The sequence below is a fragment of the Arthrobacter sp. CAN_A212 genome, from assembly GCF_015752345.1.
GTDB lineage: Bacteria > Actinomycetota > Actinomycetes > Actinomycetales > Micrococcaceae > Arthrobacter_D.
In genome coordinates, this window is record NZ_JADOUT010000008.1 from 1 (window position 1) to 22,904 (window position 22,904).

A 22,904-nucleotide genomic window follows, 5' to 3' on the forward strand; every position below is an offset into this window, starting at 1 on the left:
TGGGGCAGAACCGGTCAGCGCTGCGCAAAGGCCGACCCGTGGTCAGCTTTGAAGAGGCACAGTTGCGCTCTGATCTGCGCGCCGTTGCCGGCAAGTATCCGGCGTGGGGTTGGCGCAAGGCGCGCTGGCGCCTGCTCGAGCAACCGCAGTGGGACGGCGTGGCGCTGAACAAGAAGCGCGTCCGCCGGCTCTGGCGGGCCGAAGGACTCACGTGCAAGCCCAAGGCGCGCAAGAAGCGCCGCACCGGTCCCGGCGCCGGCGAGCACAAGCGCCTGCGGGCCGAGTACCCGATGCACGTGGTCAGCTTCGACTTCCAATCCGACGTGACTTCCTGCGGTCGGCATATCCGGTTCTTCAACGTCATCGATGAATACACCCGCACCGCCCTGGCCATCATCCCGAGACGGTCCTTCACTGCGACCGATGTGGTCGCAGTGCTGGAGGACATCATCGCCGAAACCGGCATCGTGCCGACCTATGTGCGCTCGGACAATGGTCCGGAGTTCACCGCCGCCGCGCTGATCGACTGGTGTGCCACCGCCGGAGTCGATACCGCGTTCATCGACCCGGGATCGCCCTGGCAGAACGGATTCGCCGAATCATTCAACGCCCAATTCAGGAGGGAACAACTCGCCGGAGAAATCATGGACACGATGGCCGAGGCGAAATACTTGGCCGACGAATGGAAAGAGATCTACAATAATGAACGGCCCCACGGATCCCTCGACGGACTGACACCGTCAAGACACTGGGAACGCTGGACCGCAGAGAACCAATTAGCTATCGCATAGCCGCTGGACTGCTAACGGGGGCCCAACCAGGTACTCGCGAGCTGGATAGTCGCACGAAGTGCACTTGTACCCTTGAGACCGGTTTCGATGGCTCGCCTGTAGAGCGGGATCGCTTTGCCCTCGAGCCCAAGAGCGTCGTGCACGCCGGCTAACTCAAATAACGCCTAGGCGTCACCTTCTGGACGCCCTGATACGAGTTCACGCATTCTCGCGATAGAGCCATGCGTGTCGGAATCGTCGAATTCCTGCTCGTAGAATCGCCTGATTGTTTGCTCCCAGTTGGCATTAGTCATTGTGACAGCTTGCCACGCGGTCATGGTCCGAACCCCATCCCCGTAGCGTCAAGGCAGAGACCTACATCGTCCACGTCGGACAGTTCACCGAGCCGAATCTTTTTCTGGAGTCCAGAGCACTCTCAGTGGCCCGGGAACTCCCAAATCGATCTGTTTATGGCAGCGGAGCCATTCCCTGGAATCCGTAATGGCTCCGGGATGACCGGCGGATAAATCGTCAGGTAGCCCACCATGTTTGAACGCCGGATGGTCACTTATCAGCTCCGCTGGCAGTAGGTTCTCCACGACCTGGTCAACCACAATCTGTTTTGAAGGAATCACGTTTGGTTTCCTGGAAGTTGCTGTATGCCCGGATGATCAACGAGCGGCCGAGGAATGTCGAGGAATCGTCGGGATTTGAAGTCGCTGACATCCCGGTATGCTGCTATCCAATTGTTCGAGTTGGGTATGTTCAAGCTCCGACTGGAAAGATGCTGTCGAGATGGGGGTTTTAGGTGCTGTCACTTGCCATGGAGGGGTCAAATCCTCTTGTGCCGAATGCCTGGGAGTTTAGCGTGCTGGGAATCTCTATCCTGGCCCTGGCGCTCTTTGTAACGGCACTTATCGACATACTTCGTTCCCAGCACCTCACTACCAGGATCAAAGCGGTTTGGGTGTGGGCAGCGCTCGTTTTACCCTTCCTTGGCCCGGTCGTCTGGTTCCTCGTCGGGCACCGCAGCGCGCCCTCAGTAAACGAATCTCTAGTCAACTCCCGTTATTAGAGAAGGCTGCCACTTACCGGTCCTCCACTTTGGCTCGGCTTGCCCGAAGGCCATCCAAACACTGAGTGTTGCGGTGGGGATCGGTTTTTAGTTCGTTAGCGGACGATGACGGTAGTCCCTTGGGCATAGTGCAAGACGGCGTGCACGGTAGATCCGAGACGAACAGGAAGGGTGTTGCGTCCCTTTGCCCCGAGAACAACGCAGGCGGCTTCTCGTGCGTGAAGCACGACATTTCTTGGGACAGTGGGTCCGGCTAGTTCGTCTTCGACAATGGTGACATCGACGTCATCCGGCAGCAGTTTGAGTGCCCGCTGAATGATGGGGTCGTCTTTTGATTCCGGGACTGGTGGCCGAGTGATGGCATATCGGCTGTAGGGACGGATATGTAGAAGACGCAAAGAGGTATGCTGCGCTCTTGCCATATCCGCGGCGAACAAGAGGGCCTTGTCGCTTTGAGTGGAGCCATCAATAGCGACGAGGATTCCCCTTTTCGCAGGTCGTTCTGTGCGTACAACCGCAACGGGGCAGGAGGCGCTGGATGCGAGGTGAAGGCTGACAGATCCGATGAGAAGACCCTTAAAGCCGCCTAGTCCTCGAGAGCCGGTGACAAGCAGCGAAGCGTCCGTGGAGGCCTTGGTGAGCACCTCAGAGGGGCGCCCAGCAACTATCTTAACGCTTGTGTTGACTTTCGGTTCGGCCTGTTTGGCGAGGTCCAGACCTCTGGCAGCAATTCTTTCTGCTGCGACCCGCCGGGCACTGTCGGCGTCGTCGATCATCGGGCTGAGGACCGTTGGATGAGACATTCCCATCCAGCAGTGCGTGACGACGAGGGGAAGCCAGGTCGCTGCGGCGTGATGCGCAGCCCACAACACTGCACGTTCTGCTGTGTCAGACCCGTCGAAGCCAACAACGATCGGCTTACCCTGTGTGTCGTGGGTGCTCACGTTGGCACCATAGGAAGAGTTAGGTGGCTAGTCCCAGGTCTGGAACCGCCAATTCCTCTCACCAGGGACGGTGCAAAGCTCGCGTTCATCATCAGTCCTATGCGGTAGCGGGTCTCCTTCAATAGTGGCTTGATCGAATGCAGGCGGAAAGAGCCGAAAGGCCCGATTGCGGAAAGGCTTCGACGTGCGCCGTACGGGCAGCACTGGGACCCCATTGTCTTGTAAAAGTAAGTTGCAGAACTCGGTCCCAAGGTCCCTTGTCGGATAGTCGGTGTCCCAGAAGACTGAGCCTATGGCAGCCAAGTCCGCGGCCTCCGCGCCGAGCTCAGTTAGGCCGCCCTTATGGCATGCGATGAGTCCTGATGAGGTTTTCGCGGGTTTGTCCTCGGGCCCGCAAGGGCTCGGCAGTTCCGAAGCTGCTCGCCGACTGGCGGAACTGGGCGCGAATGAGTTGAGCTTTGCCAACGTGAGCCCCTGGTGGCGGGTGCTTCTTCGCCAGTTCATCAGTCCGCTGATCGGTATCCTGCTGGTGGCTGCAGTGGTGACTCTGGTCCAGGAGCACTGGGTGGACGCCAGCGCGATTTTCCTGATTTTATTCATCAACGCAAGCTTGGGATTTTTTCAGGAGCGAAAAGCCGAGGATGCGGTGCGTGCACTCCAATCGTTGTCTAGCCCGACGTGCCGGGTACTCAGAGATGGCGCCGAACAAGTGGTTCCGGGGCGCGACGTCGTTCTTGGCGACGTGGTGCTGTTGGAGAGCGGAGAAAGGGTGTCAGCCGACCTGCGACTCTTCGCGGTCAATGGCTTACAAGTGGATGAGTCGATGCTGACGGGGGAGTCTTTTGCGTCGTCTAAGCAAACAGCTGCTTTGCCAGCAGAAATTGGCGATGCAGATAAATCGAACGTGGCATTTAGCGGAACGTTCGTGGGGAACGGCAGGGGCAGAGGTGTTGTGATTGCGACGGGGGCAGGAACCGCGTTGGGGGAGATCAATGCCCTTGTTCAAGGGCCGACCGGGAAATCACCGCTGCAGTTGCTTACTCACAGCTTGGAGCGGCGCATCGGGATGATCGTCCTGGCTGCCATCGTCTTCATTTTTATTGCTGGGCTGGTGCTTGGCAATGATGTCTCCACAATGTTCCGCACCGCCGTCGGGTTGGCGGTGGCTAGCATTCCCGAGTCCTTGCCGATCGTCCTGACGGTGGCCCTGAGCCTGGGGGTGTCACGAATGGCTCGACGGAACGCGATCGTGCGTACCCTTCCTGCTGTTGAGACGTTGGGGTCCACAAATGTCATTGGCTCGGACAAAACCGGGACGCTCACTGAAAACCGCCTGACCGTGGAGAGGATCTGGACTTTCGACGGGATCTTGGACGTTTCCGGCGATGAGGGCGACGGCGCATCAATGGACCCGCCGTTGGTTCGCGCTGTTCTGCGGGCCGGCGCGCTGACAAATGAGGCGACACTCTCTGCCGAGGACGAAGGCCTCGAATACTCAGGCGATGCGGTAGACGCTGCGATGGCCCGGATTGCTGTGGTCCGGGCCGCTATCAGCGAAGCGGAGCGCATAGCCGAACCGGCCGCTCATCAACCCTATGAGCCTCATCTGCGTTATTCGCAGACCGTCGTACAGGATGCTGACGGGCGTCGCGTCCTGTACGTGAAGGGGTCCCCGGAAGCGGTCCTGGATGGGGCTGTTGACATGGCGGCACCCGATGGCACAGCTCCTCTAGATCCGAACCGAGTCCATGCGGCGAACGAGACGATGGGTCGCGAAGGATTACGCGTCATCGCTACTGGAACCCGGGTGCTCGCCGACAACGAGGAACTGTCTTCACCGCTGCTGCCACCGACCGGCCTGACATTTTTGGGTATGGAGGGAATGACCGATCCGCCGCGCGCCGGAGTAGCTGATGCCATAGGGAGATGTAGGCGGGCCGGAATCAAGGTCATGATGATTACCGGAGACCATCCTGTGACCGCGACAGCCATCGCCGGTAGGCTCGGCCTCTCGACGGATAGGCCAGCACTAACCGGCGCCGAAATGGCGGCCCTAGATGACCATATGCTTGCCGCTCGCCTGGAGCAGACGTCCGTGGCAGCACGGGTTTCGCCTGTGGAGAAGCTCAGAATAGTGCGTGTGCTGCAGGCAAAGGGGAAAGTCGTTGCCGTCACGGGTGATGGGGTCAACGATGCCCCAGCCCTGAAGGCGGCCGCCATTGGCGTAGCGATGGGTAAGTCCGGAACAGACGTCGCCCGAGAATCATCCGACGTCGTGCTGACCGACGATAACTTTGTCACGATTGTGCACGCCGTGGAAGAAGGTAGGGTCACGTTCTCGGCCGTCCGTAAGACTACTTTTTTCCTCCTCTCCACTGGTGCCGCGGCTCTAGTAGCAGTGACGTTAAGCGTCTTCGCTGAGACGCCCCTGCTGTTCCTGCCGGTCCAGATGTTATGGATGAACGTCGTCACGAATGGCGCACAGGACATCGCTCTGACCTTCGAACCGGCAGAAGGTGATGAGCTTACTCGTCCGCCCCGCGCGCCATCCGAGGGCGTACTCTCGCGCACGCTGTGGTTCCGGGCCGGAATCACCGGCTGCTGGATGGCATTGGCTGTGACGTTGACTTTCGTCGTTGCTCTGCACAATGGGTATACAGAGACCCATGCGCGCACGTTTGCCCTGACCATGTTCGTGGTGCTCACTTTCTTCCAGGTCCACAGTTCCCGGGCTGAGACCAAGTCGATCTTCCAGCTTCGGTTGCTCGCCAACAAACCTCTCCTTTTCACCTCCCTGGCCGCCCAGACACTGCACTGGGCCGTCCAGACCTGGCCGGTCTCGGCAGACCTTCTTGGGCTTACGCCTTTGCATCTGTGGGAATGGCTTCTCTGTGTCGGCGTCGGCTCAACGGTGCTGGTTATCGTGGAGGCAGAAAAGGGCGTCCGACGCTGGGCACACAGACACGACGCACCAATTTTTTGACCAGAGTCAAGGACCCTCGAGACGACGATGATCCGGCGGCTGAAGGGTCACGCGAGAGTCTTTGTATGGTCGGCAGCGGCTATTCCCGTTCAGCAATCCGTCGTGGGAATCAGCTTCGGTAGTCGTATTCTGTTCCTCCTTCGGGAGGCTAGGGACCAGTCGCTATTGAGCCTTTGCGGTAGCTGATCTGATGCTCAGCTCGTCGCTTCTGGGCAGAACGTGGGGAGTGTTTCTGCGGGAGCGTTAGTGGGGCAGGGGTCGAAGGTGAAGATGACGAGTGTTCCGAGCACGATGATGGTTGCTGTGCAGATGGCCAGGAGGGTTTTCAGCACGAGGCGCGTTCGGGCTGCGTCCGTGTAGTCGTTGATGATCACGCGGAGGCCGTTGGTGCCGTGAAGCATCGCGAGCCAAAGCATGATGAGGTCGAACCACTGCCAGAAGGGGTTGGCCCATTTCCCTGCGACGAAGGCGAAGTCAATTTGTTGGATACCGTCGCCGAGAACGAGGTTGACGAAGAGGTGAACGAAGATCAGGATCAGGAGCAGCGCACCGGACCACCGCATGAACAGCCAGGCCATGAGTTCAAAGTTGCTACTTGCGAGCGGTCGGTGGCGGTAGGAGCTGATGGGAGTGCGGTGGGAGGAGCTCATGGTTGTAGTCCCAGACCGCATACCCCGAGTTCTTGCAGAATGTCGTCTACGACTTGCTCGGGGAAACGGTTCGCGTCGATGACGATGAAGGACGGAAATGCTTGAAGTGCCCGGTAGGCGTTGTCGAACATATCGAGGTGCTCGAGTGTTTCAGTATCCGCGGCCCGGCTACTCACCCTGGCGTGGGCGGTGTCGGCGTGGACAGCAAAATAGAAGACAATATCTGGGGCGGGAAGAAATTTGAGAAGTGTAGGCAGCAACCAGCCCGGGCTTATGCCTTGTACCCGCCTCAGCGCGAGCTGACAGTAAAGGTAACGGTCCATAATGACCAACCGAGAACTGCTCCTTGCGCGTAAGTGCGAGATAACCACGTTTACGCAGCGTATACCGGTTTCTATCGCATCAAGCAGTATCCCAGGTGGGTGAATGTTCCAACGGTTGCACCATGAGGTGATGCTGCGTCGTCCGGACCGGTTGGTGGTGAAGACCGCGGGATAGGCCGCCGAGGAGAGTCGTTCGGCAAGTAGTTTCCCTGCCGTTGTTTTCCCTGCACCATCAACCCCGGTGAGCACAATTATCATCGTCTTTGGCTGCCCTCTCTGGTGTACCAAGTGACATCGTGTTCGTTCGTCATATCGTTTTCCGCCGCCTTACGTAGCCTCTCTCTGCTAATTCAGATTCAGGGCCGCTAGTCATCGTCTTTTTCGTTGTCCTGGTCACCGTTTTCGCCTTGCTCCGGGTCTTCACGGTGTCTCCTTTCGGGAGTCTCCGTCGGTGGGCGCGAGAAGGTTCAGCAGTGCATCAATCTCTTGGTGCGCGATAGAGGGGTGGCGAAAATGTTGGTGCCTTTTCACTGTGTAGTGGGTCCGCCGTCCAGACTTGGTGCGGTTGAGGTATCCGCTTTCCTCGAGGTCCGCGAGGATGTGAAGCGTTCCCCGCGGGGTGATCCCAACCGTCTCGGCGATGTCTTGCACTAACATGTCCGGGTTCCTGGCCACGGTGATCAAAACGTGGCCGTGGTTCGTCAGGAACGTCCAGGGTGGACGGTGAAAGGGAGCAACCACTTGGCCTTCACCTCCAACAGCCGGGCTTTCGGCAGCTAAATCCGGTGAACTGGTGTGCGGCATTGCAGCGGTCCTTTCTATGGACGTCGATGAAGCTTCTTCTGATCTTTGTGCTGTGTCGTCATTTGTTAGACACAGCACCTCCATCCCGCGTGTCAGCGCCCTGGGTAGTTTGATCGGTGTGACGATGACAGCCGCGCGTGCCCGGTGTGCGGCGCGGGTGAGGGCTGTGGCTCGGGCTGGTCGGGATCGTCTGAAAGACCTGGCGCCGTGCCACGCCACGCGGGTGGGTGTGATGAATCCTGCCGCTACAAGGATTGGTTGTGCCTGGGCGGCCAGGATCTCCGCTTCGCGGAGTAACCGGTGATAGATCCGTGCCACGATCGCCGGGTCGGCGGTAAACGCCGGCCGCTGGATAGGTACTAAAAGAAGTAGTGGCCTGTCCTGGTCTGAAGCTACCCCTACTGCGGTATGAGCCACGATTGCTGCGTCCGTTTCATGAGTGATGATGGCAACAATGGGGCGACGTTGCGTTAGGACGATGGTATTCATCGCGAACCTCCGTCCTTGGTTGACACTTCGCGGTCAGCTTCGACGCCGCCCCTGGTCTCACTCTCACCATCCGTATCTGCGGCATCGGATTGCTGGCGGGTGTGCGCTTTGGTCCGGCGACGCTTCCATACCGGTTCCAGCTCGATGTTCTCTTCGTCGGTGGCAACCCGGAAGGGCGGGTCCGTGGGCTGGGGGATGGATTTGCGTCCTTGACCGCGGGTAGCGCGCAGGCTGGCGACGACGGAAACCGTGATGATCGTTGCAACCACGGCCAACGAGACAGCCGTGGGGATGTAAAAAAGATCGATCTTCAGGAGCATCTTGATTCCGACCCAGACGAGCACCAGGGCCAATCCGACTTTCAAGTAGATGAATCGGTGTATCAGGTCCGCCAACAAAAAGTACATGGCGCGAAGGCCCAGAATCGCGAAGGCGTTAGCGGTGAAGACAAGGAACACTTCGTCGGTCACTGCGAAGATTGCCGGGATCGAGTCGACGGCAAAGACCACATCGGTGAACTCAATCAACACCAGCACCGCCAACAGTGGGGTGGCCAGGAGTACACCGTTACGCCGTACCAGCAACTTTTGTCCGTGGTACGCCTCGGTCATCGGTATGAAGCGGCGGAACCCGCGCAGCACCAGCGATTGTTCGGGGTTCAAGTGGTCATTTCGCTGCCGGATCATCCGATACCCGGTGTAGAGCAGGAAGGCGGCAAAGACGTACAGGATCCAGGCGAAGTTCTGGATGAGGACGGCGCCGGCGGCGATGAAAATAGCGCGGAATACCAGTGCTCCCAACACGCCTAGGAACAACACCCGGTGCTGGAACTCCCGAGGGACCGCGAAGTAGCTGAAAATGATGGCCCAAACGAACACATTGTCTACCGAGAGGGACTTTTCGATGAGGTAACCGGCGAAATACTGCTGGCCGAATTCGGCACCCCAGTTCATCCACACCAGCACGCCGAACGCGACTCCGAAAGCCACCCACACACAGGACCAGACGGCCGCTTCCCGCACGCCAATGACATGAGCTTTGCGGTGAGCCAAGAGGTCAACGGCGAGCATCACCACGATGAAGCTAAGCACCGCGGCCCACATCCAGAATGGGACATCCATAAAAAATCCTCCGATCGATTCGATCGGAGGTCTTTCCCGGCCAGTAAAGGCCTTGCCCGCCGGGCCGCTAAGGGCCGTAGTGACGACGGGACAATCAGGGGATACTCCCCTCCGTGTACAGAATAAGTGAAACATGCTTCATGTATCAGGGTCAAGGTTCAGCCAGATCCAAAATATCAAGCACTTGAACTCAGACCCCAAGTGAATAGGCTTTCGGGATCCGATCGGAGGGGGCGATGGTGGGAAAACCTGATACGTCGTCGAAGGGGTGCGATTGGCTATCGATTGAGAAAGTGGGCATGGTCAAGAGCAGCTGAAAGATTCTTGTTGGTGTACTCGGGAAACTTAGCCCGCAGTTGTTCCATGTGGGGCCCGTTCCAGGAGCGCCACACGAGGGTCGAGGCGAATTTGATGACCTTGGCCGCACTGTGTTTTGCCGCTTTGATCTCCTCCAACGAGAAGACACTGCCTAGCTCGTGCTTTATGCCGATATGGCCGAGCCCGTCCTGAACATAGTGGTTGCCATACCTTGCGTTGAGAAGATGAACGCTAGCTCATAGAATCTGGTCGACTGTTCGGTGAGGGATGAATACCTGCGGGCGGCCAGCGTCACGGGCTCACCCTCCCTGCGGAGGAGAACTGACCCACTAATCTATTCGCCTGGCACCCTGTGCAGTCTTGATTTCCTCGATACGAAGTCGAAGGAATACTGTCAATAGCACTAACGCATAGACCGCCAGTATTACGATTATCGCTACCACCAGAATGTATAAGATACCAACGATCCCTGCATATCCCATTCAGTAACCCCATCATTCTTCAGCTGATTATGCTCTGAGGCTTCGAGGCTAGCATTACTGCGGAATCACACGAAGCTGCGGCAGTATGCAGAAAGGGTAACTACCAGTGCGATGAGGGCCTCGGACTACCTTTCGGGTCAGACAATGGCCCATCATCCGAAACCAGCATCCGTTCGGAACCGGGGTAAGAAATGCCGCAGGGCCGGTGCCAGGAAGAGGAACAATGAGTGCTGTACCAGCTGAAATTGAGACCCCGGAGGTCCTGATTGACCGGGACGTTCTGGAACAGAACATTCACCGAATGGCGACCGTCGTGGGGGCCAAGGGAATGGACCTTCGACCCCATGTGAAGACCCACAAGATGCCGGAAATTGCCAAATTGCAACTCGCGGCGGGAGCGGTCGGACTAACGGTGGCGACCATCGGTGAGGCCGAGGTCTTTGTGCAACATGGTGCGAGGGATGTCTTCATCGCCTACCCCCTGTGGATCACACCTCATCATGCTCGCAGGCTGGCCCAGCTCAGCTCCGTGGCCCGGGTTGCGGTCGGCACAGATTCGGTGGAGGCCGCGCAAGCAATGGGCGCGGCGCTTTCCGGCGCGGCCGAACAGATAGAGATCCTGGTGGAGATCGATAGTGGACACCATCGCAGCGGAGTCAGCCCATTACACGCTGTTGAGGTGGCCCAGTCGGCAACTGCTGCAGGTCTTCGGGTGTCCGGGGTCTTTACCTTCCCCGGGCACAGCTATGCACCGGGAATGCCGGTAAAAGCAGCCGAGCAGGAACAGGTCGCTCTCGACGAGTCAGCCAGCCTTCTGCGCAGTGCAGGATTCGACATTTCCAGGATCAGCGGGGGATCCACTCCCACGGCGGCCCTCGCTGGCCGGTCAGTGGCAAACGAGGTGCGGCCGGGTGTGTATGTCTTCGGGGATGCTCAGCAGCTGGAACTTGAACGGTGCACCCTCGACGAGATCGCGCTAACGATCGCGGCGACGGTCGTGAGCCGCCATGAGGGGCAGGGTTCAGCACCCCGTCGATGTGTCCTGGATGCGGGAAGCAAGATCATCGGCAGTGACCGTCCGGCGTGGGCGAAGGGTTTCGGGCGTCTCATGGACCATCCAGAAGCGCGCATCAGTGCGCTATCGGAGCATCACGCCACGGTGATCTGGCCAGAGGATAGTGAGCTTCCAGCGCTGGGAACACGTCTGCGGGTGATCCCAAACCACGTGTGCCTGACCATGAACCTTGTCGATGAGGCGACCGTTGTCAGTGGTGACAAAGTTATTGCCCGCTGGAGGGTCGACGCCCGCGGCAAGAACAAGTAGCCATCCTGCGGGCTCAGACTGGTTCTGATGGCCACGAGGCAAGGAGCGGCGTCAAAGCGACCAGGTCTCCGCTGGCGTAGCCCGGTAGACTCACAGGGTGAACAATTCGCTCGCTCAACAGTCTCCGACTGATTCCTTTACCGACTTCCGGACCATCGATCTGCGCGGCAGCGACCTCACCGGCGCAGCCCTTAGCGAGGTGATGCCACGTCCCGAGGTGGGTGGCTCCGGGGTGGAGGCGCCGGTCGCCGCGATCCTCGCCGATGTCCGGGAGCGCGGCCTCCTCGCGCTGCGGGAGCTGGCGCTGAAGTTCGACGGCGTTGAGCAGACGTCGCCGCGCGTTCCGCGGGAGGCGCTGTCACGGGCCCTTGCTGACCTTGACCCGGAGGTGCGTCTGGCGCTGGCCGAATCCATCGACCGCGCTCGCCGATTCGCTGCCGCGCAGGTCCCGGGCGATGTTGAGGTGGAGATCTCCCCGGGCGCCGTTGTGACCCACAAATGGATTGCCGTTCGCCGCGTGGGCCTTTATGTGCCGGGCGGTCTGGCCGTCTACCCGTCTTCGGTGGTGATGAACGTGGTGCCCGCGCAGGCCGCCGGAGTTCAGTCAATCGCGATCGCTTCCCCACCGCAGAAGGAATTCGGTGGGCTGCCACACCCGGTCATCCTCGCTGCCGCGGAGATGCTCGGCATCGCCGAGGTGTACGCGATCGGGGGAGCGCAGGCAGTGGCCGCGTTCGCGTATGGGGTGGACGGTGAGACCGCCGAGGACACCCTGGAACGCGTCGATGTGGTCACCGGTCCGGGAAACATTTTTGTGGCGACCGCCAAACGCCTGCTGAAAGGCACGGTTGGGATCGACGCCGAGGCCGGGACCACCGAAATTGCCGTCCTGGCCGACGCCGACGCCGACCCCCGGCTGATTGCCGCCGACCTCATCAGCCAGGCCGAACACGATCCGCAGGCCGCATCGGTGCTGATCACCGACTCCGAAGAGCTGGCCTCCATGGTCCGGATCCAGCTGTCAGCGCAGATCGCGACCACCAAACACGCCGAGCGGGTGCGGGAGGCATTGGCAGGGCAACAGTCCGGCACCATCCTGGTCGACGACGTCGAACACGGCATCGCTGTCTGCGACGCCTACGCTGCCGAACACCTGGAAATCCAGACCGCTGATGCTGCCGGGGTCGCCGCGCGGATCCGCAACGCCGGAGCAGTCTTCGTGGGCGAGTACAGCCCGGTCAGCCTGGGCGACTATTGCGCCGGGTCCAACCACGTTCTGCCGACCGGAGGGACCGCGACGTTCGCCTCCGGGCTCAACGTGACGACCTTCCTCAAAGCGGTCCAGGTGATCAACTACGACAGGGCAGCCTTGGCGGAAGTCAGCCAGCACATCACCAGCCTGGCCGACGCCGAGGACCTCCCGGCCCACGGCGACGCCGTCACCGTCCGGTTCAGCCGAAACCACAACATGTAGTAATGACACTGTTGTAGTTTTCCCATATCTAGTTCTAGAATGGTGATATTGCACACGGTGGCCCCGCTACCGATCACCACCGATTGAAAGGCGCGGCATGTTTTGTCCCTTTTGCCGTAACGCCGATTCGCGGGTGGTCGACAGCCGGTTGGCTGACGACGGTTCAGCCATCAGGCGCCGTCGCCAGTGCCCGGAGTGCGGACGGCGGTTCACCACGGTCGAGACCACGAGCCTGAGCGTTATCAAACGCTCCGGTGTCGGCGAGCCTTTCAGCCGCAGCAAGGTCATCAACGGTGCCCGGAAGGCCTGTCAGGGCAGGCCGGTCACCGAAGACGATCTGGCCCTCCTGGCGCAGGAGGTCGAGGAGTCGATTCGTGCCAGCGGTGCCGCGGAAATCGACGCCCACGAGGTAGGGCTGGCAATTCTTGGTCCGCTGCAGAAGCTGGATCAGGTGGCCTACCTCCGGTTTGCCAGCGTGTATCAGGGATTCGACTCACTCGAGGACTTCGAGTCGGCTATCGCGAAGCTGCGCCGCGAGGCCGGCGAGGACCAGTCCGGCCCCACCGGCGCCCAAAGGCCGCTGACCGCGCGGTAACACCATGCTCCGGTGGTGGCTGCGGAGGGGAAGCCGACGCCACCACCGGCACCACTTCTTCACCATGCCAGGCCCCCGCGCCTACCCCCGCATTTCGTGGCGGGTCAGCGCCCACCGCTCACTGGCAGGATTGCCCGGTGATGTGGGACGCCACGCCGACAGGCCAGCACATCCACCGCACCCTTGGTCGCCGCATGGTGCACCCAGATGCCGGGAGCCCGCCTGTACCCCGGTGGAGGAGATCAGGTTGCGGGAACCAGGACCCCACCGGGGTGGTCAGGCATGGGAATCAGGCATCGGGGACGGCCGTCGCCAGCTTCGCGAGCCGCTTGAAGTGCAGGGCTGCCTGCAGGGCGGCACCCACGATGCCGGCCTGATTCTTCAGCTCGGCCGGGATGATGCGAGTGCGCAGGTTCAGCGCGGGCAGGTATTCCTTGCTGCGCTTGGAGATACCGCCGCCAATGATGAACAGTTCCGGCGAGAACAGGAACTCGACGTGTGAGAAGTACCGCTGGAGACGGACCGCGTACTCGTCCCAGTCGATCCCATCGCGTTCGCGGGCAACCGCAGAAGCACGGGTTTCGGCGTCGTACCCGTCAATCTCCAGATGGCCAAGTTCAGCGTTGGGCACCAGCTTCCCGTCGAAAATGAACGCGGACCCGATCCCTGTGCCCAGGGTGATGACCAACACCGTGCCGTCGATCCCCTTGCCAGCCCCGTACCGCACTTCGGCGAGGCCAGCGGCGTCAGCGTCGTTGATGACGTGAACGTCGCGGCCGAGAACCTTGCTGAACAGACCGTCAACGTCGGTGTTCACCCAGCTCTGGTCCACGTTGGCCGCCGACCGGGCGATACCATGCTGGATGATCGCGGGGAAGGTGACACCGATCGGGACGTCGGCCGCCGGTGCGTTGGGCCGGGTGGAGAGCTCCGCGACGATGTGCGACACCACCTCGGCCACCGCCTCCGGGGTGGATGGTTGAGGGGTGGGGACCCGGTAACGCTCACCGACGATCTCGCCAGCCACCAGGTCAACAATGCCGCCCTTGATGCCGGTCCCACCGATATCAATTCCGATGACGGTGTTGGGCAGGTGCTTGCCCTGCTTCTTCTCGGTACTTTTGCCCACGTTTATCTCCAGGGGTAGGTCATGGGTCGCCGGCGCAGCAGGGTGCCGCTGGAACCCGATGGCTAAGGGACGGTCAAAACTTCGGCGCCGCTGTCGGTCACCAGCAGGGTGTGCTCAAACTGTGCGGTGCGCTGGCGATCCTTGGTGACCACGGTCCACTCATCCGCCCACATGTCCCACTCGATGGTTCCGAGGGTGAGCATCGGCTCGATGGTGAACGTCATCCCCGGCTCGATGACCCGGTTGTAGGCCGGCGCGGCGTCGTAATGGGGGATGATCAGCCCGGTGTGGAACGCTTCACCGACGCCGTGCCCGGTGAAGTCGCGCACCACGCCGTAACCAAACCGTCGGGCGTAGGACTCGATGGCCCGCCCAATCACGTTGATTTCCCGGCCGGGGGCTACCGCCTTGATGGCCCGGTTCAGGGATTCCTTGGTGCGCTCCACCAGGAGGCGGGACTCGTCGTCGACGTCGCCCACCAGGAAGGTGTGGTTGGTGTCCCCGTGGACCCCGTCCAGGTACGCGGTGATGTCGATGTTGATGATGTCGCCGTCGCGGACCACCGTGGTGTCGGGGATGCCGTGGCAGATCACCTCGTTCAACGAGGAGCAGATGGACTTCGGGAACCCGCGGTAGCCCAGAGTTGAGGGGTACGCGCCATTCTCCACAAGGAACTGGTGTCCCACCCGATCCAGGTGGTCGGTGGTGACGCCAGGCTCAATGTGGCGTCCCACCTCGACGATGGCCTGAGCGGCCAGGCGGCTGGCCCGGCGGATCTTTTCGATCGTCTCCGGAGTCTTGACCTCGGACCCGGTGAAGGGTGCTGGCCCGCTGCGGCCGACGTACTCTGGGCGGGTAATGCTGGCCGGAACCGGCAGCTGTGGGCTGACGGTCCCCGGAACAAGCGTTCCTACGGGTGCGCTGACGGATTGCTGAGGCATACTCTTGATCTTATAGGCGGTACGGCGTCCCGCCGAAAGTGACCATCGAGGAGGACACCCATGGCCGAGTTCTGGTACAACGTACAGACCCACGAGATTGAAGAGGACGCACAGTCCGATTGGCGGAAACTGATTGGGCCTTATCCCACCCGGGCTGAGGCTGAGCGCGCCCTGGAGAAGGTGGCGCAGCGCAACCAGGCGTGGGACGCCGAGGACGAGCAGTAGCTCAGAAGCTGTGTTCCGGTCCGGGGAAGGTGCCGTTGCGTACTTCCTCGCCGTAGGTCGTCGCGGCCGCGGCCAGTACCGACCGCACATCAGCGAACTGCTTGACGAACTTCGGCTGACGCCCGGTCCGGACCCCTGCCATGTCCTGCCAGACCAGGACCTGCCCGGTGGTCGCGTTGCCGGCGCCGATCCCAATGGTCGGCACTCCGATGGCGCGGTCGACGGCGGCAGCCACGTCGGCGGGAACCATCTCCATTAGGACGCAGAATGCTCCGGCGTCGGCGAGGGCCACGGCGTCGTCAATCAGTTCCTGGGCGGCGTCACCCCGTCCCTGGACCCGGTACCCGCCCAGGGCGTGCTCGCTCTGCGGCGTGAATCCGACGTGGGCCATCACCGGGATTCCAGCGGTGGACAGGGCCCGGACGGTGTCAGCGTAATGCCGTCCGCCCTCCATTTTCACCGCGTGGACCCCGCCCTCCTTCATCAGACGCACCGACGACTCGATGGCCTGGGCGGGGGAGACCTCATAGCTGCCGAATGGCAGGTCGCAGACCACCAGCGCGCGGTGCGCTCCGTTGGTGACGGCGCGGGAGAAGATGATCATTTCGTCCACGGTGATCGGCAGTGTGGTGCTGTAGCCGAGTACGTTGTTCGCGGCGGAATCACCGACGAGCAGCACCTCGATGCCGGCGTCGTCGAAAATCTCCGCTGCGTACTGGTCGTAGGCGGTGAGCATCGCAAAGCGCCGACCCTCGGTCTTAGCCTGCTGCAGGTGATGGGTGCGGATCCGGGCCGGCGTCCGGGGCGTGGCGTCAACGGCTGGCGTGGCGTCAACGGCTGGCGCGTCGGCGTCTCGGGCGCCCGACCCGTAAGGTGCTGGGATCTCTGCTGAAGTCATACACCCGAGCCTACTTCAGACCCCCTGCCGGTATGTAGGCCGCAACATCCGTTATCGGTATGACCACCCGTGTTACGTTGTGACTCAAAACACGACGGCGTGCAGGAGCTGAACTTATGAGTGATCAGGCAGAAGAATCAAGAGCGGGCGGTACTTCAACAGCCGCCGCAACCGAGGGCGGCGAGCCGACCCGGTCGGCAGGGCGCCTCTGGATGGTGCGGGGACTCGGGGTGGCGATCGCCCTGGTGATCTACTTCGCCCTGGGCGGGTCTGAGCTCCCTAACGAGGCCCGGGCGGTCGCGGCTATTGCCGGCCTGATGGCCGTGTGGTGGATGACCGAGGCGCTTCCGCTGTCAGTGACATCGCTGCTGCCGATTGTCCTGCTGCCGATGCTCTCCGGATCGACGGTGGCAGAGGCGACGGCGCCCTACGCAAACCCCATCGTGTTCCTGTTCCTCGGCGGCTTCCTCATCGCCATCGCCATGCAGAAATGGAACCTGCACCGCCGGATCGCGTTGCTGACCCTGCGCCGCGTTGGCACCCATCCACGCCGGATCATCCTCGGACTGATGATCTCCACCGCATTCCTCTCGATGTGGGTCTCCAACACGGCGACCACGCTGATGATGCTCCCGATCGCGCTCAGCATCCTCACCCTCGTCGTCGAGAACAGCCACGGGTCCAAGACACCCACCGGCCAGACAGCCAGGGACCTCGACGCCGGCAAGTCCATCAGCGACGTCGTCAGCGACAAGGAGGTCCGCATTTTCGGTGTGGCCCTCATCCTCTCGATCGCCTGGGCAGCAACCATCGGTGGTCTGGGTACCCTCCTCGGCAGCCCTCCCAACGCGATCGTCGCCGGATACATCAGCACCGAACTCGGTGAGGACGTCGGCTTCGTCCAGTGGATGATGCTCGGTGTCCCGATCGTCGTCGTCTTCATCGGAATTGCCTGGCTGCTCATCACCCGTGTCATCTTCAAGTTCGCCCTCGAGGAAATCCCGGGCGGCAAGGAACTGATCGATTCCGAGATCAGCAAGCTCGGCACCATGAGCCAGGGCGAAAAGACCGTCCTCGTGGTGTTCGCGAGTGCCGCCTTCCTCTGGATCTTCCCGGGTCTCCTGTCGAACATCGGCGCGGTCGAGTCGGCTATGCCATGGCTTGGATCGCTGGATGACACGGCGATTGCGATCTCGGCGGGTATCGCACTGTTCATGATCCCGGCTGACAAGAAGGGAAACATGACCCTGGTCTGGAAGGATGCCGAAGAGGGCCTGCCCTGGGGTGTGCTGCTGTTGTTCGGCGGAGGCCTAGCCCTCGCCGGAGCGGTTGCGCGGACCGGGCTCGACGCCTGGTTCGGCGAGCAGGTCAGCGGGCTCGGCGCCCTGCCGATTGTGTTGCTGCTGGCCGTTGTGGTGACGATTGTACTGCTCCTGACAGAGATCACCAGCAACACTGCGACGGCAGCAACCTTCATTCCGATCCTCGGCGGCGTTGCCATCGGCATTGGTATCGACCCGCAGACGCTGCTCATTCCGGCAGCCCTCGCGGCCACCTGCGCGTTCATGCTCCCGGTCGGTACGCCTCCCAACGCGATTGTCTACGCCACCGGAAACGTGAAGATCACCGAGATGGTGCGCGGCGGTATTGTCCTCAATATCGTGGGCGTCATCCTCATCACGATCTTCACGGTCATGATTGGTCCTTTCGCCCTGGGCCTGGTGCTCTGACGTCACCCCGCCTGGCATAACGGTGGTGATCCTGCCGTACGAGACCCCGCCCAGTAGAGTGAACTGGTGGCCCGCCCTCGTGATGATGGGCGGGCACCAATCAACTGCATGAAAGAGGGTAGCAATGGACCGCCAGCAGGAATTTGTACTCCGTACCATCGAGGAACGCGATGTGCGGTTTGTGCGCCTGTGGTTCACCGACGTCGTCGGTTCACTGAAGTCGGTGGCACTTGCCCCGGCAGAAGTGGAAGGAGCCTTCGAGGAGGGGCTGGGCTTTGACGGCTCCTCCATCGAAGGCTTGGCGCGGGTGTTCGAGTCGGACATGCTGGCGCAGCCCGACCCGTCAACCTTCCAGATCCTGCCCTGGCGTGGGGAGAAGGAACCGACGTCGAGGATGTTCTGTGACATCCTCACCCCGGATGGGGAGCCCTCCACCGCCGACCCCCGCGGGGTGTTGAAGCGGACCCTGGCGAAAGCCGCGGACATGGGATTCACCTGCTATACCCACCCGGAAATCGAGTTCTACCTGCTCAAATCCGACGAGCTGGGCCCGGACGGCCAGCCCGTACCGGTGGACCAGGCGGGCTACTTCGACCACGTGCCGGGCGGCGTGGCGCAGGACTTCCGGCGCACCGCCGTCGCCATGCTGGAATCGGTCGGGATCTCCGTCGAGTTCACCCACCACGAGGCCGGGCCGGGCCAGAACGAGATCGACCTGCGCTACGCGGACGCGCTGCAGACCGCCGACAACATCATGACCTTCCGGACCATCATCAAAGAGGTGGCACTGACCCAGAACAGCTACGCCACCTTCATGCCCAAGCCGTTCTCCGACCACCCCGGCTCCGGCATGCACACCCATTTCTCCCTCTTCGAGGGCGACGCCAACGCCTTCTACGAGGCCGGAGCCGAATTCCAGCTGTCCAAGACGGCACGCCAGTTCATCGCCGGAATCCTCAAACACGCCCCCGAGTTCACAGCGGTCACCAACCAGTTCGTCAACTCCTACAAGCGGCTCTGGGGCGGGGGAGAAGCCCCCAGCTACCTGTCCTGGGGCCACAACAACCGTTCAGCACTGGTCCGCGTCCCCCTGTACAAGCCGAACAAGGGCCAGTCGGCGCGCATCGAATACCGCGGTATCGACTCGGCCAGCAACCCCTACCTCGCCTACTCAGTGCTGCTCGGCGCCGGTCTGAAGGGTATCGAGGAAGGCTACGAGCTGCCGCCGGGCGCCGAGGACGATGTGTGGAGCCTGACGGCCACCGAGCGCCGCGCGATGGGCCACGACCCGCTGCCCGCAAGCCTCCACGACGCGATCCGGGTGATGGAGGATTCGGAACTGGTTGCCGGGATACTGGGCGAGCAGGTCTACGAGAACTTCCTGCGGAACAAGCGCGCCGAATGGCACGACTACCGCATCCAGGTCACGCCCTATGAACTGCGGCGCAACCTCGGGATCCTCTAAGCTGGCACCCACCATGAGCCTGAACCGCCAACTCATCAGTAGGGGTTTTACTGATCTGGAGAAAAGCACCCGGTTCCTGGCTGCACCGGAGCTGAAGGACATCCCGGAGCGGGCCCTGTTCGATGGGCTGGCGCGCTCTGCCAACCCCGATCTTGCCCTGCAGTCGCTGGTCCGCCTTCTGGCGGTCCAGCCCGGTCTGGCTTCGGTGGTGGCCGACGGCGGTGCCAGCAGCGAACCGCTGTTCCGCCTCCTGGGTGCGTCGGAGGCGCTGGCAGAATTCCTGATGCGCCGGCCCGAGCACCTCGACACCATCAAGGTCAGTCCCAGCAGGGCCCCCGGAGGAGTTCCTGCCGCACACCTCCGGTCCTCTCTCCTGGAAGCGGTCGACGCCGACCCGTCGTCGGGCATGCCGGTGGCCGCTACCGGCGGGAAAGAAGCCTACGCTCTGCTGCGCACCCGCTACCGCCGCCATCTGGTGGAGCTTGCTGTGCGGGACCTGTGTTCGGCGTCGCCCGTGGACTACCTGCCCACCGTCGGCCAGGAGCTCGCAGATCTGGCAGCGGCGGTGGTCGAAGCAGCGTTGGCCGTCTCCCGCGCGGAACTGGCGAGCAGTTTCTCTGTCGCCGACATCGCATCGGTCCGCCTCGCTGTGATGGGGATGGGAAAGTGCGGCGCCGGCGAGCTGAACTACATTTCCGACGTCGATGTCATCTACGTGATCGACGCGCCCGACCTCGCCGAGGACCTGGCCGTGAAGATCGGGACGTCACTGGCCACCGGGATTTCCCGGGCCATCACGTCCAGCGGTATCGAGCCGGGCCTCTGGGAGGTGGATGCGAACCTGCGTCCGGAAGGCCGCGACGGTCCACTCGTTCGGACCCTCGACTCCCACCTGTCCTATTACGCGCGATGGGCCCAAACCTGGGAGTTCCAGGCACTGCTGAAAGCACGAACCATTGCCGGCGACGCCGACCTTGGCCGCCGGTACGAGGATTCCGTGGCACCTCTCGTCTGGAACTCGTCAGAGCGTGAAGGGTTCGTCGACTCGGTCCAGGCGATGCGCCGCCGCGTCACCGACAACATTCCCTCCCACGAGGCGGAACGCCAGCTGAAGCTCGGGCCAGGTGGCCTGCGCGACGTCGAATTCACCGTCCAGCTGCTGCAACTGGTGCACGGCAAGGCGGACGAAACGATCAGGATCAAGGACACCACGTCGGCGATCGCGGCACTGAGCGCGGCGGGCTATATCGGCCGTTCCGATGCGAAGGCGTTCGACGAGTCCTACCGGTACCTGCGCGTCCTGGAGCACAGGATCCAGCTGGTCAACATGCGCCGCACCCACCTCATGCCCGAGGACGACGCCTCACGCCGCGCCCTCGCCATGACCTCTCAGGGTGCACAGATCACCACCCGGCCCGCAGCTGCCGCCCTGCTGGAGCAATGGCAGCAGACCAAGCGGCTGGTGCGCGGATTGCACGAGAGCATCTTCTACCGCCCGCTGCTGAACACCGCAGCGAACCTTAGCGTCGACGACGTCAAGCTCACACCCGAGGCGGCCCGGGCTCGCCTTGCCGCCCTGGGCTACCTCGACCCGAAGGTGGCCATGCGCCACATCGAGGCCCTCACTTCCGGTATCAGCCGGCGCTCTGCCCTGCAGCGGCAGTTGCTGCCCGTGCTGCTCGGCTGGTTGGCCGACGGCGTGGATCCCGACGCCGGGCTGCTCGGTTTCCGGCGGCTCAGTGAGGGGCTGGGACAGACCCACTGGTATCTGGGCATGCTCCGCGACTCGAAGGCCGCCGCGGAACGGCTCTGCCACATCCTCTCCAGCAGCCGTTTCATCGCCGACCTGCTGGAAGTCTCGCCGGAATCGACGAAGTGGCTGGGCAACGACAAGGATCTGGTCCCGGTCGAGTTCGAAGCCCAGTGGGGCGAGATCCAGTCGAAAATGTCACGTCACCCGGAGCCGCGGGAGGCGATGCGGCTGATCCGGTTGATCCGCCGTCGGGAATTATTGCGGATTGCGATTGCCGACAGCTCCGGTCTGCTGGACCAGTCAGAGGTGGGGGCGGCGCTGTCCGCCACCGACCGGGCAGCTATTCTCGGCGCGCTGCATGTCGCCGAGGGTGCGGTGTTCGCGAACGAAGCCCCGCTGACCGACGTCGTCGTCGTCGCGATGGGCCGGCAGGGCGGTCGGGAGATCACCTATGGTTCGGATGCGGACGTAATGTATGTGCACCGTGCCCATCCCGGCGCCGATGAGGCAGCGGCGCAGGGTCAGGCCGAGCGGATTGTCAGTCAGCTGTCCGCTCTGCTGCAGCAGCCCTGCACGCCTGCCATCCAGGCGGAGCGGGTGCTGGAGATCGACGCTGATCTGCGGCCTGAAGGCAAGCAGGGTCCGATGGTGCGGTCGCTGGAGTCCTTCCGAGAGTACTACCGGCGCTGGGCCTTGGTCTGGGAGTCGCAGGCACTGCTGCGTGCGTTGCCTGTCGCAGGAAGCGACGAGCTGGCCGCGGCGTTCACCCAGCTGATCGACCCGATCCGGTATCCGGAGGCCATTTCCAGTCAAGGCCTGCGGGAGATCCGCCGGTTGAAGGCACGGATGGAATCGGAACGGCTTCCCCGCGGAGCCGATCCGTCACGCCATCTTAAACTCGGCCGGGGAGGCCTGAGCGACGTCGAGTGGCTGGTGCAACTGCTCCAGCTGCAGCACGCCCACGGGAACGATGCCCTGAAGACCACCTCCACCCTCACAGCGATGGACGCCATCGCCGCAGCCGAGCTGCTTCCTGCAGCGGACGTGGCCACCCTGCGGCAGAGCTGGTGCCTGTCGAGCCGGGTGCGGGCGGCGAACGTGATCTGGAGTGGCAAGGCGTCGGACCTGTTGCCGTCGTCGCGCCGGGATCTGGAAGCGGTGGCCCGCTGGTGCGGGTACGGCCCCGGAATGGGTGCCCTGTTGGAAGAGGACTACCTGCGGCTGACCCGGCGCGCCCGGTCCATCTTTGAGCGCGCCTTCTACGGGTACTGAGTTTCGCACCTATCCCGGTGCGCCGCCGTCGCATTTTCCCACCCAGCAGCCCCGATCAGTGGGACTGTCTAGACAATCCCACTGATCGTTCGTGGTCAGCGGGATGGTTGAACTTGTTATGCAAGCGATAGACCCTTGC

General features: G+C 62.1%; 18 protein-coding genes and 1 pseudogene. 10 read left to right on the forward strand and 9 right to left on the reverse strand.

Annotated elements, in window-relative coordinates; genetic code table 11:
* Positions 1-791: IS3 family transposase (locus IWX64_RS07925; protein ID WP_196866598.1), on the forward strand; the 791-nt coding region annotated here is incomplete at its 5' end.
* Positions 792-802: 11 nt separating this feature from the next.
* Here the strand turns inward: IWX64_RS07925 and IWX64_RS17270 are convergent.
* Positions 803-943 (reverse strand): annotated as a pseudogene (locus tag IWX64_RS17270) (tetratricopeptide repeat protein); the annotation flags it as partial.
* 650 nt (positions 944-1,593) lie between these two features.
* Here IWX64_RS17270 and IWX64_RS17275 point away from each other — a divergent pair.
* Entirely contained in the window at positions 1,594-1,845 is a 252-nt protein-coding gene (locus IWX64_RS17275) for a PLD nuclease N-terminal domain-containing protein (RefSeq protein ID WP_442859044.1), read from the forward strand.
* Between the two features lie 95 nt (positions 1,846-1,940).
* On the opposite strand, the gene IWX64_RS07940 is transcribed toward IWX64_RS17275, so the two are convergent.
* Complete coding sequence (locus IWX64_RS07940) at positions 1,941-2,789, reverse strand: universal stress protein (protein WP_196866601.1); 849 nt, start codon at positions 2,787-2,789, stop codon at positions 1,941-1,943.
* A gap of 352 nt (positions 2,790-3,141) precedes the next feature.
* Here IWX64_RS07940 and IWX64_RS07945 point away from each other — a divergent pair, with 352 nt between their 5' ends.
* The gene (locus IWX64_RS07945; RefSeq protein WP_334683209.1) at positions 3,142-5,772 is read left to right on the forward strand and encodes a cation-translocating P-type ATPase; all 2,631 of its coding nucleotides are present in this window, start codon (positions 3,142-3,144) and stop codon (positions 5,770-5,772) included.
* A 194-nt stretch (positions 5,773-5,966) separates the two neighbouring features.
* Here the strand turns inward: IWX64_RS07945 and IWX64_RS07950 are convergent, their stop codons facing one another.
* From IWX64_RS07950 to IWX64_RS07965, 4 genes are all read right to left on the reverse strand, one after another.
* Positions 5,967-6,422, reverse strand: coding sequence for a succinate dehydrogenase hydrophobic membrane anchor subunit (locus IWX64_RS07950; protein ID WP_334683210.1), 456 nt, complete (start codon positions 6,420-6,422; stop codon positions 5,967-5,969).
* Complete coding sequence (locus IWX64_RS07955; protein ID WP_196866604.1) at positions 6,419-7,003, reverse strand: dTMP kinase; 585 nt, start codon at positions 7,001-7,003, stop codon at positions 6,419-6,421. Before IWX64_RS07955 ends, IWX64_RS07950 begins: the two co-directional genes overlap by 4 nt.
* 162 nt (positions 7,004-7,165) lie before the next feature.
* Positions 7,166-8,038, reverse strand: a complete 873-nt coding sequence (locus IWX64_RS17000) for a helix-turn-helix transcriptional regulator (protein ID WP_334683211.1) — start codon at positions 8,036-8,038, stop codon at positions 7,166-7,168.
* Positions 8,035-9,159 carry a TerC family protein gene (locus IWX64_RS07965; protein WP_196866605.1) on the reverse strand — a complete coding sequence of 375 codons (1,125 nt, stop codon included), beginning with the start codon at positions 9,157-9,159 and terminating at the stop codon, positions 8,035-8,037. Before IWX64_RS07965 ends, IWX64_RS17000 begins: the two co-directional genes overlap by 4 nt.
* Positions 9,160-10,182: 1,023 nt before the next feature.
* Here IWX64_RS07965 and IWX64_RS07970 point away from each other — a divergent pair.
* The 3 genes from IWX64_RS07970 to nrdR all read left to right on the forward strand — a co-directional run bounded on the left by IWX64_RS07970 (position 10,183) and on the right by nrdR (position 13,352).
* A complete protein-coding gene (locus IWX64_RS07970; protein WP_196866606.1) occupies positions 10,183-11,283 on the forward strand; it encodes a D-TA family PLP-dependent enzyme in 1,101 nt (366 codons plus the stop codon).
* A 97-nt stretch (positions 11,284-11,380) separates the two neighbouring features.
* Positions 11,381-12,757, forward strand: a complete 1,377-nt coding sequence (gene hisD, locus IWX64_RS07975; protein WP_334683212.1) for a histidinol dehydrogenase — start codon at positions 11,381-11,383, stop codon at positions 12,755-12,757.
* Positions 12,758-12,854: 97 nt separating this feature from the next.
* Positions 12,855-13,352 (forward strand): transcriptional regulator NrdR, encoded by a 498-nt coding sequence (gene nrdR, locus IWX64_RS07980; protein WP_196866607.1) that lies wholly within the window; start codon positions 12,855-12,857, stop codon positions 13,350-13,352.
* A gap of 289 nt (positions 13,353-13,641) precedes the next feature.
* Here nrdR and ppgK read toward each other — a convergent pair whose 3' ends face one another.
* The gene (gene ppgK, locus IWX64_RS07985) at positions 13,642-14,481 is read right to left on the reverse strand and encodes a polyphosphate--glucose phosphotransferase (protein ID WP_196866608.1); all 840 of its coding nucleotides are present in this window, start codon (positions 14,479-14,481) and stop codon (positions 13,642-13,644) included.
* A 62-nt stretch (positions 14,482-14,543) separates the two neighbouring features.
* Complete coding sequence (gene map / locus IWX64_RS07990) at positions 14,544-15,422, reverse strand: type I methionyl aminopeptidase (protein WP_196866609.1); 879 nt, start codon at positions 15,420-15,422, stop codon at positions 14,544-14,546.
* A 60-nt stretch (positions 15,423-15,482) separates the two neighbouring features.
* Between map and IWX64_RS07995 the strand changes: the two genes are divergently transcribed.
* Positions 15,483-15,647, forward strand: a complete 165-nt coding sequence (locus IWX64_RS07995) for an SPOR domain-containing protein (protein ID WP_019481305.1) — start codon at positions 15,483-15,485, stop codon at positions 15,645-15,647.
* A 1-nt stretch (position 15,648) separates the two neighbouring features.
* Here IWX64_RS07995 and panB read toward each other — a convergent pair whose 3' ends face one another.
* Positions 15,649-16,545, reverse strand: a complete 897-nt coding sequence (gene panB / locus IWX64_RS08000; RefSeq protein WP_196866610.1) for a 3-methyl-2-oxobutanoate hydroxymethyltransferase — start codon at positions 16,543-16,545, stop codon at positions 15,649-15,651.
* 116 nt (positions 16,546-16,661) lie between these two features.
* Here panB and IWX64_RS08005 point away from each other — a divergent pair, with 116 nt between their 5' ends.
* The 3 genes from IWX64_RS08005 to IWX64_RS08015 all read left to right on the forward strand — a co-directional run bounded on the left by IWX64_RS08005 (position 16,662) and on the right by IWX64_RS08015 (position 22,765).
* The gene (locus IWX64_RS08005) at positions 16,662-18,275 is read left to right on the forward strand and encodes an SLC13 family permease (protein WP_196866611.1); all 1,614 of its coding nucleotides are present in this window, start codon (positions 16,662-16,664) and stop codon (positions 18,273-18,275) included.
* Positions 18,276-18,399: 124 nt separating this feature from the next.
* Positions 18,400-19,740, forward strand: coding sequence for a type I glutamate--ammonia ligase (gene glnA / locus IWX64_RS08010; protein ID WP_196866612.1), 1,341 nt, complete (start codon positions 18,400-18,402; stop codon positions 19,738-19,740).
* A gap of 13 nt (positions 19,741-19,753) precedes the next feature.
* Positions 19,754-22,765, forward strand: coding sequence for a bifunctional [glutamine synthetase] adenylyltransferase/[glutamine synthetase]-adenylyl-L-tyrosine phosphorylase (locus IWX64_RS08015; RefSeq protein ID WP_196866613.1), 3,012 nt, complete (start codon positions 19,754-19,756; stop codon positions 22,763-22,765).
* The last annotated feature ends 139 nt before the right edge of the window (positions 22,766-22,904 follow it).

What these genes read in the sequence shown, in the direction of transcription:
- IWX64_RS17275 (WP_442859044.1), top strand. Translation starts at nt 1,594, where the DNA reads ATGGAGGGGTCAAATCCTCTTGTGCCGAATGCCTGGGAGTTTAGCGTG.
- IWX64_RS07945 (WP_334683209.1), top strand. Translation starts at nt 3,142, where the DNA reads ATGAGTCCTGATGAGGTTTTCGCGGGTTTGTCCTCGGGCCCGCAAGGG.
- IWX64_RS07950 (WP_334683210.1), bottom strand. Translation starts at nt 6,422, where the DNA reads ATGAGCTCCTCCCACCGCACTCCCATCAGCTCCTACCGCCACCGACCG.
- IWX64_RS07955 (WP_196866604.1), bottom strand. Translation starts at nt 7,003, where the DNA reads ATGATAATTGTGCTCACCGGGGTTGATGGTGCAGGGAAAACAACGGCA.
- IWX64_RS17000 (WP_334683211.1), bottom strand. Translation starts at nt 8,038, where the DNA reads ATGAATACCATCGTCCTAACGCAACGTCGCCCCATTGTTGCCATCATC.
- IWX64_RS07965 (WP_196866605.1), bottom strand. Translation starts at nt 9,159, where the DNA reads ATGGATGTCCCATTCTGGATGTGGGCCGCGGTGCTTAGCTTCATCGTG.
- IWX64_RS07970 (WP_196866606.1), top strand. Translation starts at nt 10,183, where the DNA reads ATGAGTGCTGTACCAGCTGAAATTGAGACCCCGGAGGTCCTGATTGAC.
- nrdR (WP_196866607.1), top strand. Translation starts at nt 12,855, where the DNA reads ATGTTTTGTCCCTTTTGCCGTAACGCCGATTCGCGGGTGGTCGACAGC.
- map (WP_196866609.1), bottom strand. Translation starts at nt 15,422, where the DNA reads ATGCCTCAGCAATCCGTCAGCGCACCCGTAGGAACGCTTGTTCCGGGG.
- IWX64_RS07995 (WP_019481305.1), top strand. Translation starts at nt 15,483, where the DNA reads ATGGCCGAGTTCTGGTACAACGTACAGACCCACGAGATTGAAGAGGAC.
- panB (WP_196866610.1), bottom strand. Translation starts at nt 16,545, where the DNA reads ATGACTTCAGCAGAGATCCCAGCACCTTACGGGTCGGGCGCCCGAGAC.
- IWX64_RS08005 (WP_196866611.1), top strand. Translation starts at nt 16,662, where the DNA reads ATGAGTGATCAGGCAGAAGAATCAAGAGCGGGCGGTACTTCAACAGCC.
- glnA (WP_196866612.1), top strand. Translation starts at nt 18,400, where the DNA reads ATGGACCGCCAGCAGGAATTTGTACTCCGTACCATCGAGGAACGCGAT.
- IWX64_RS08015 (WP_196866613.1), top strand. Translation starts at nt 19,754, where the DNA reads ATGAGCCTGAACCGCCAACTCATCAGTAGGGGTTTTACTGATCTGGAG.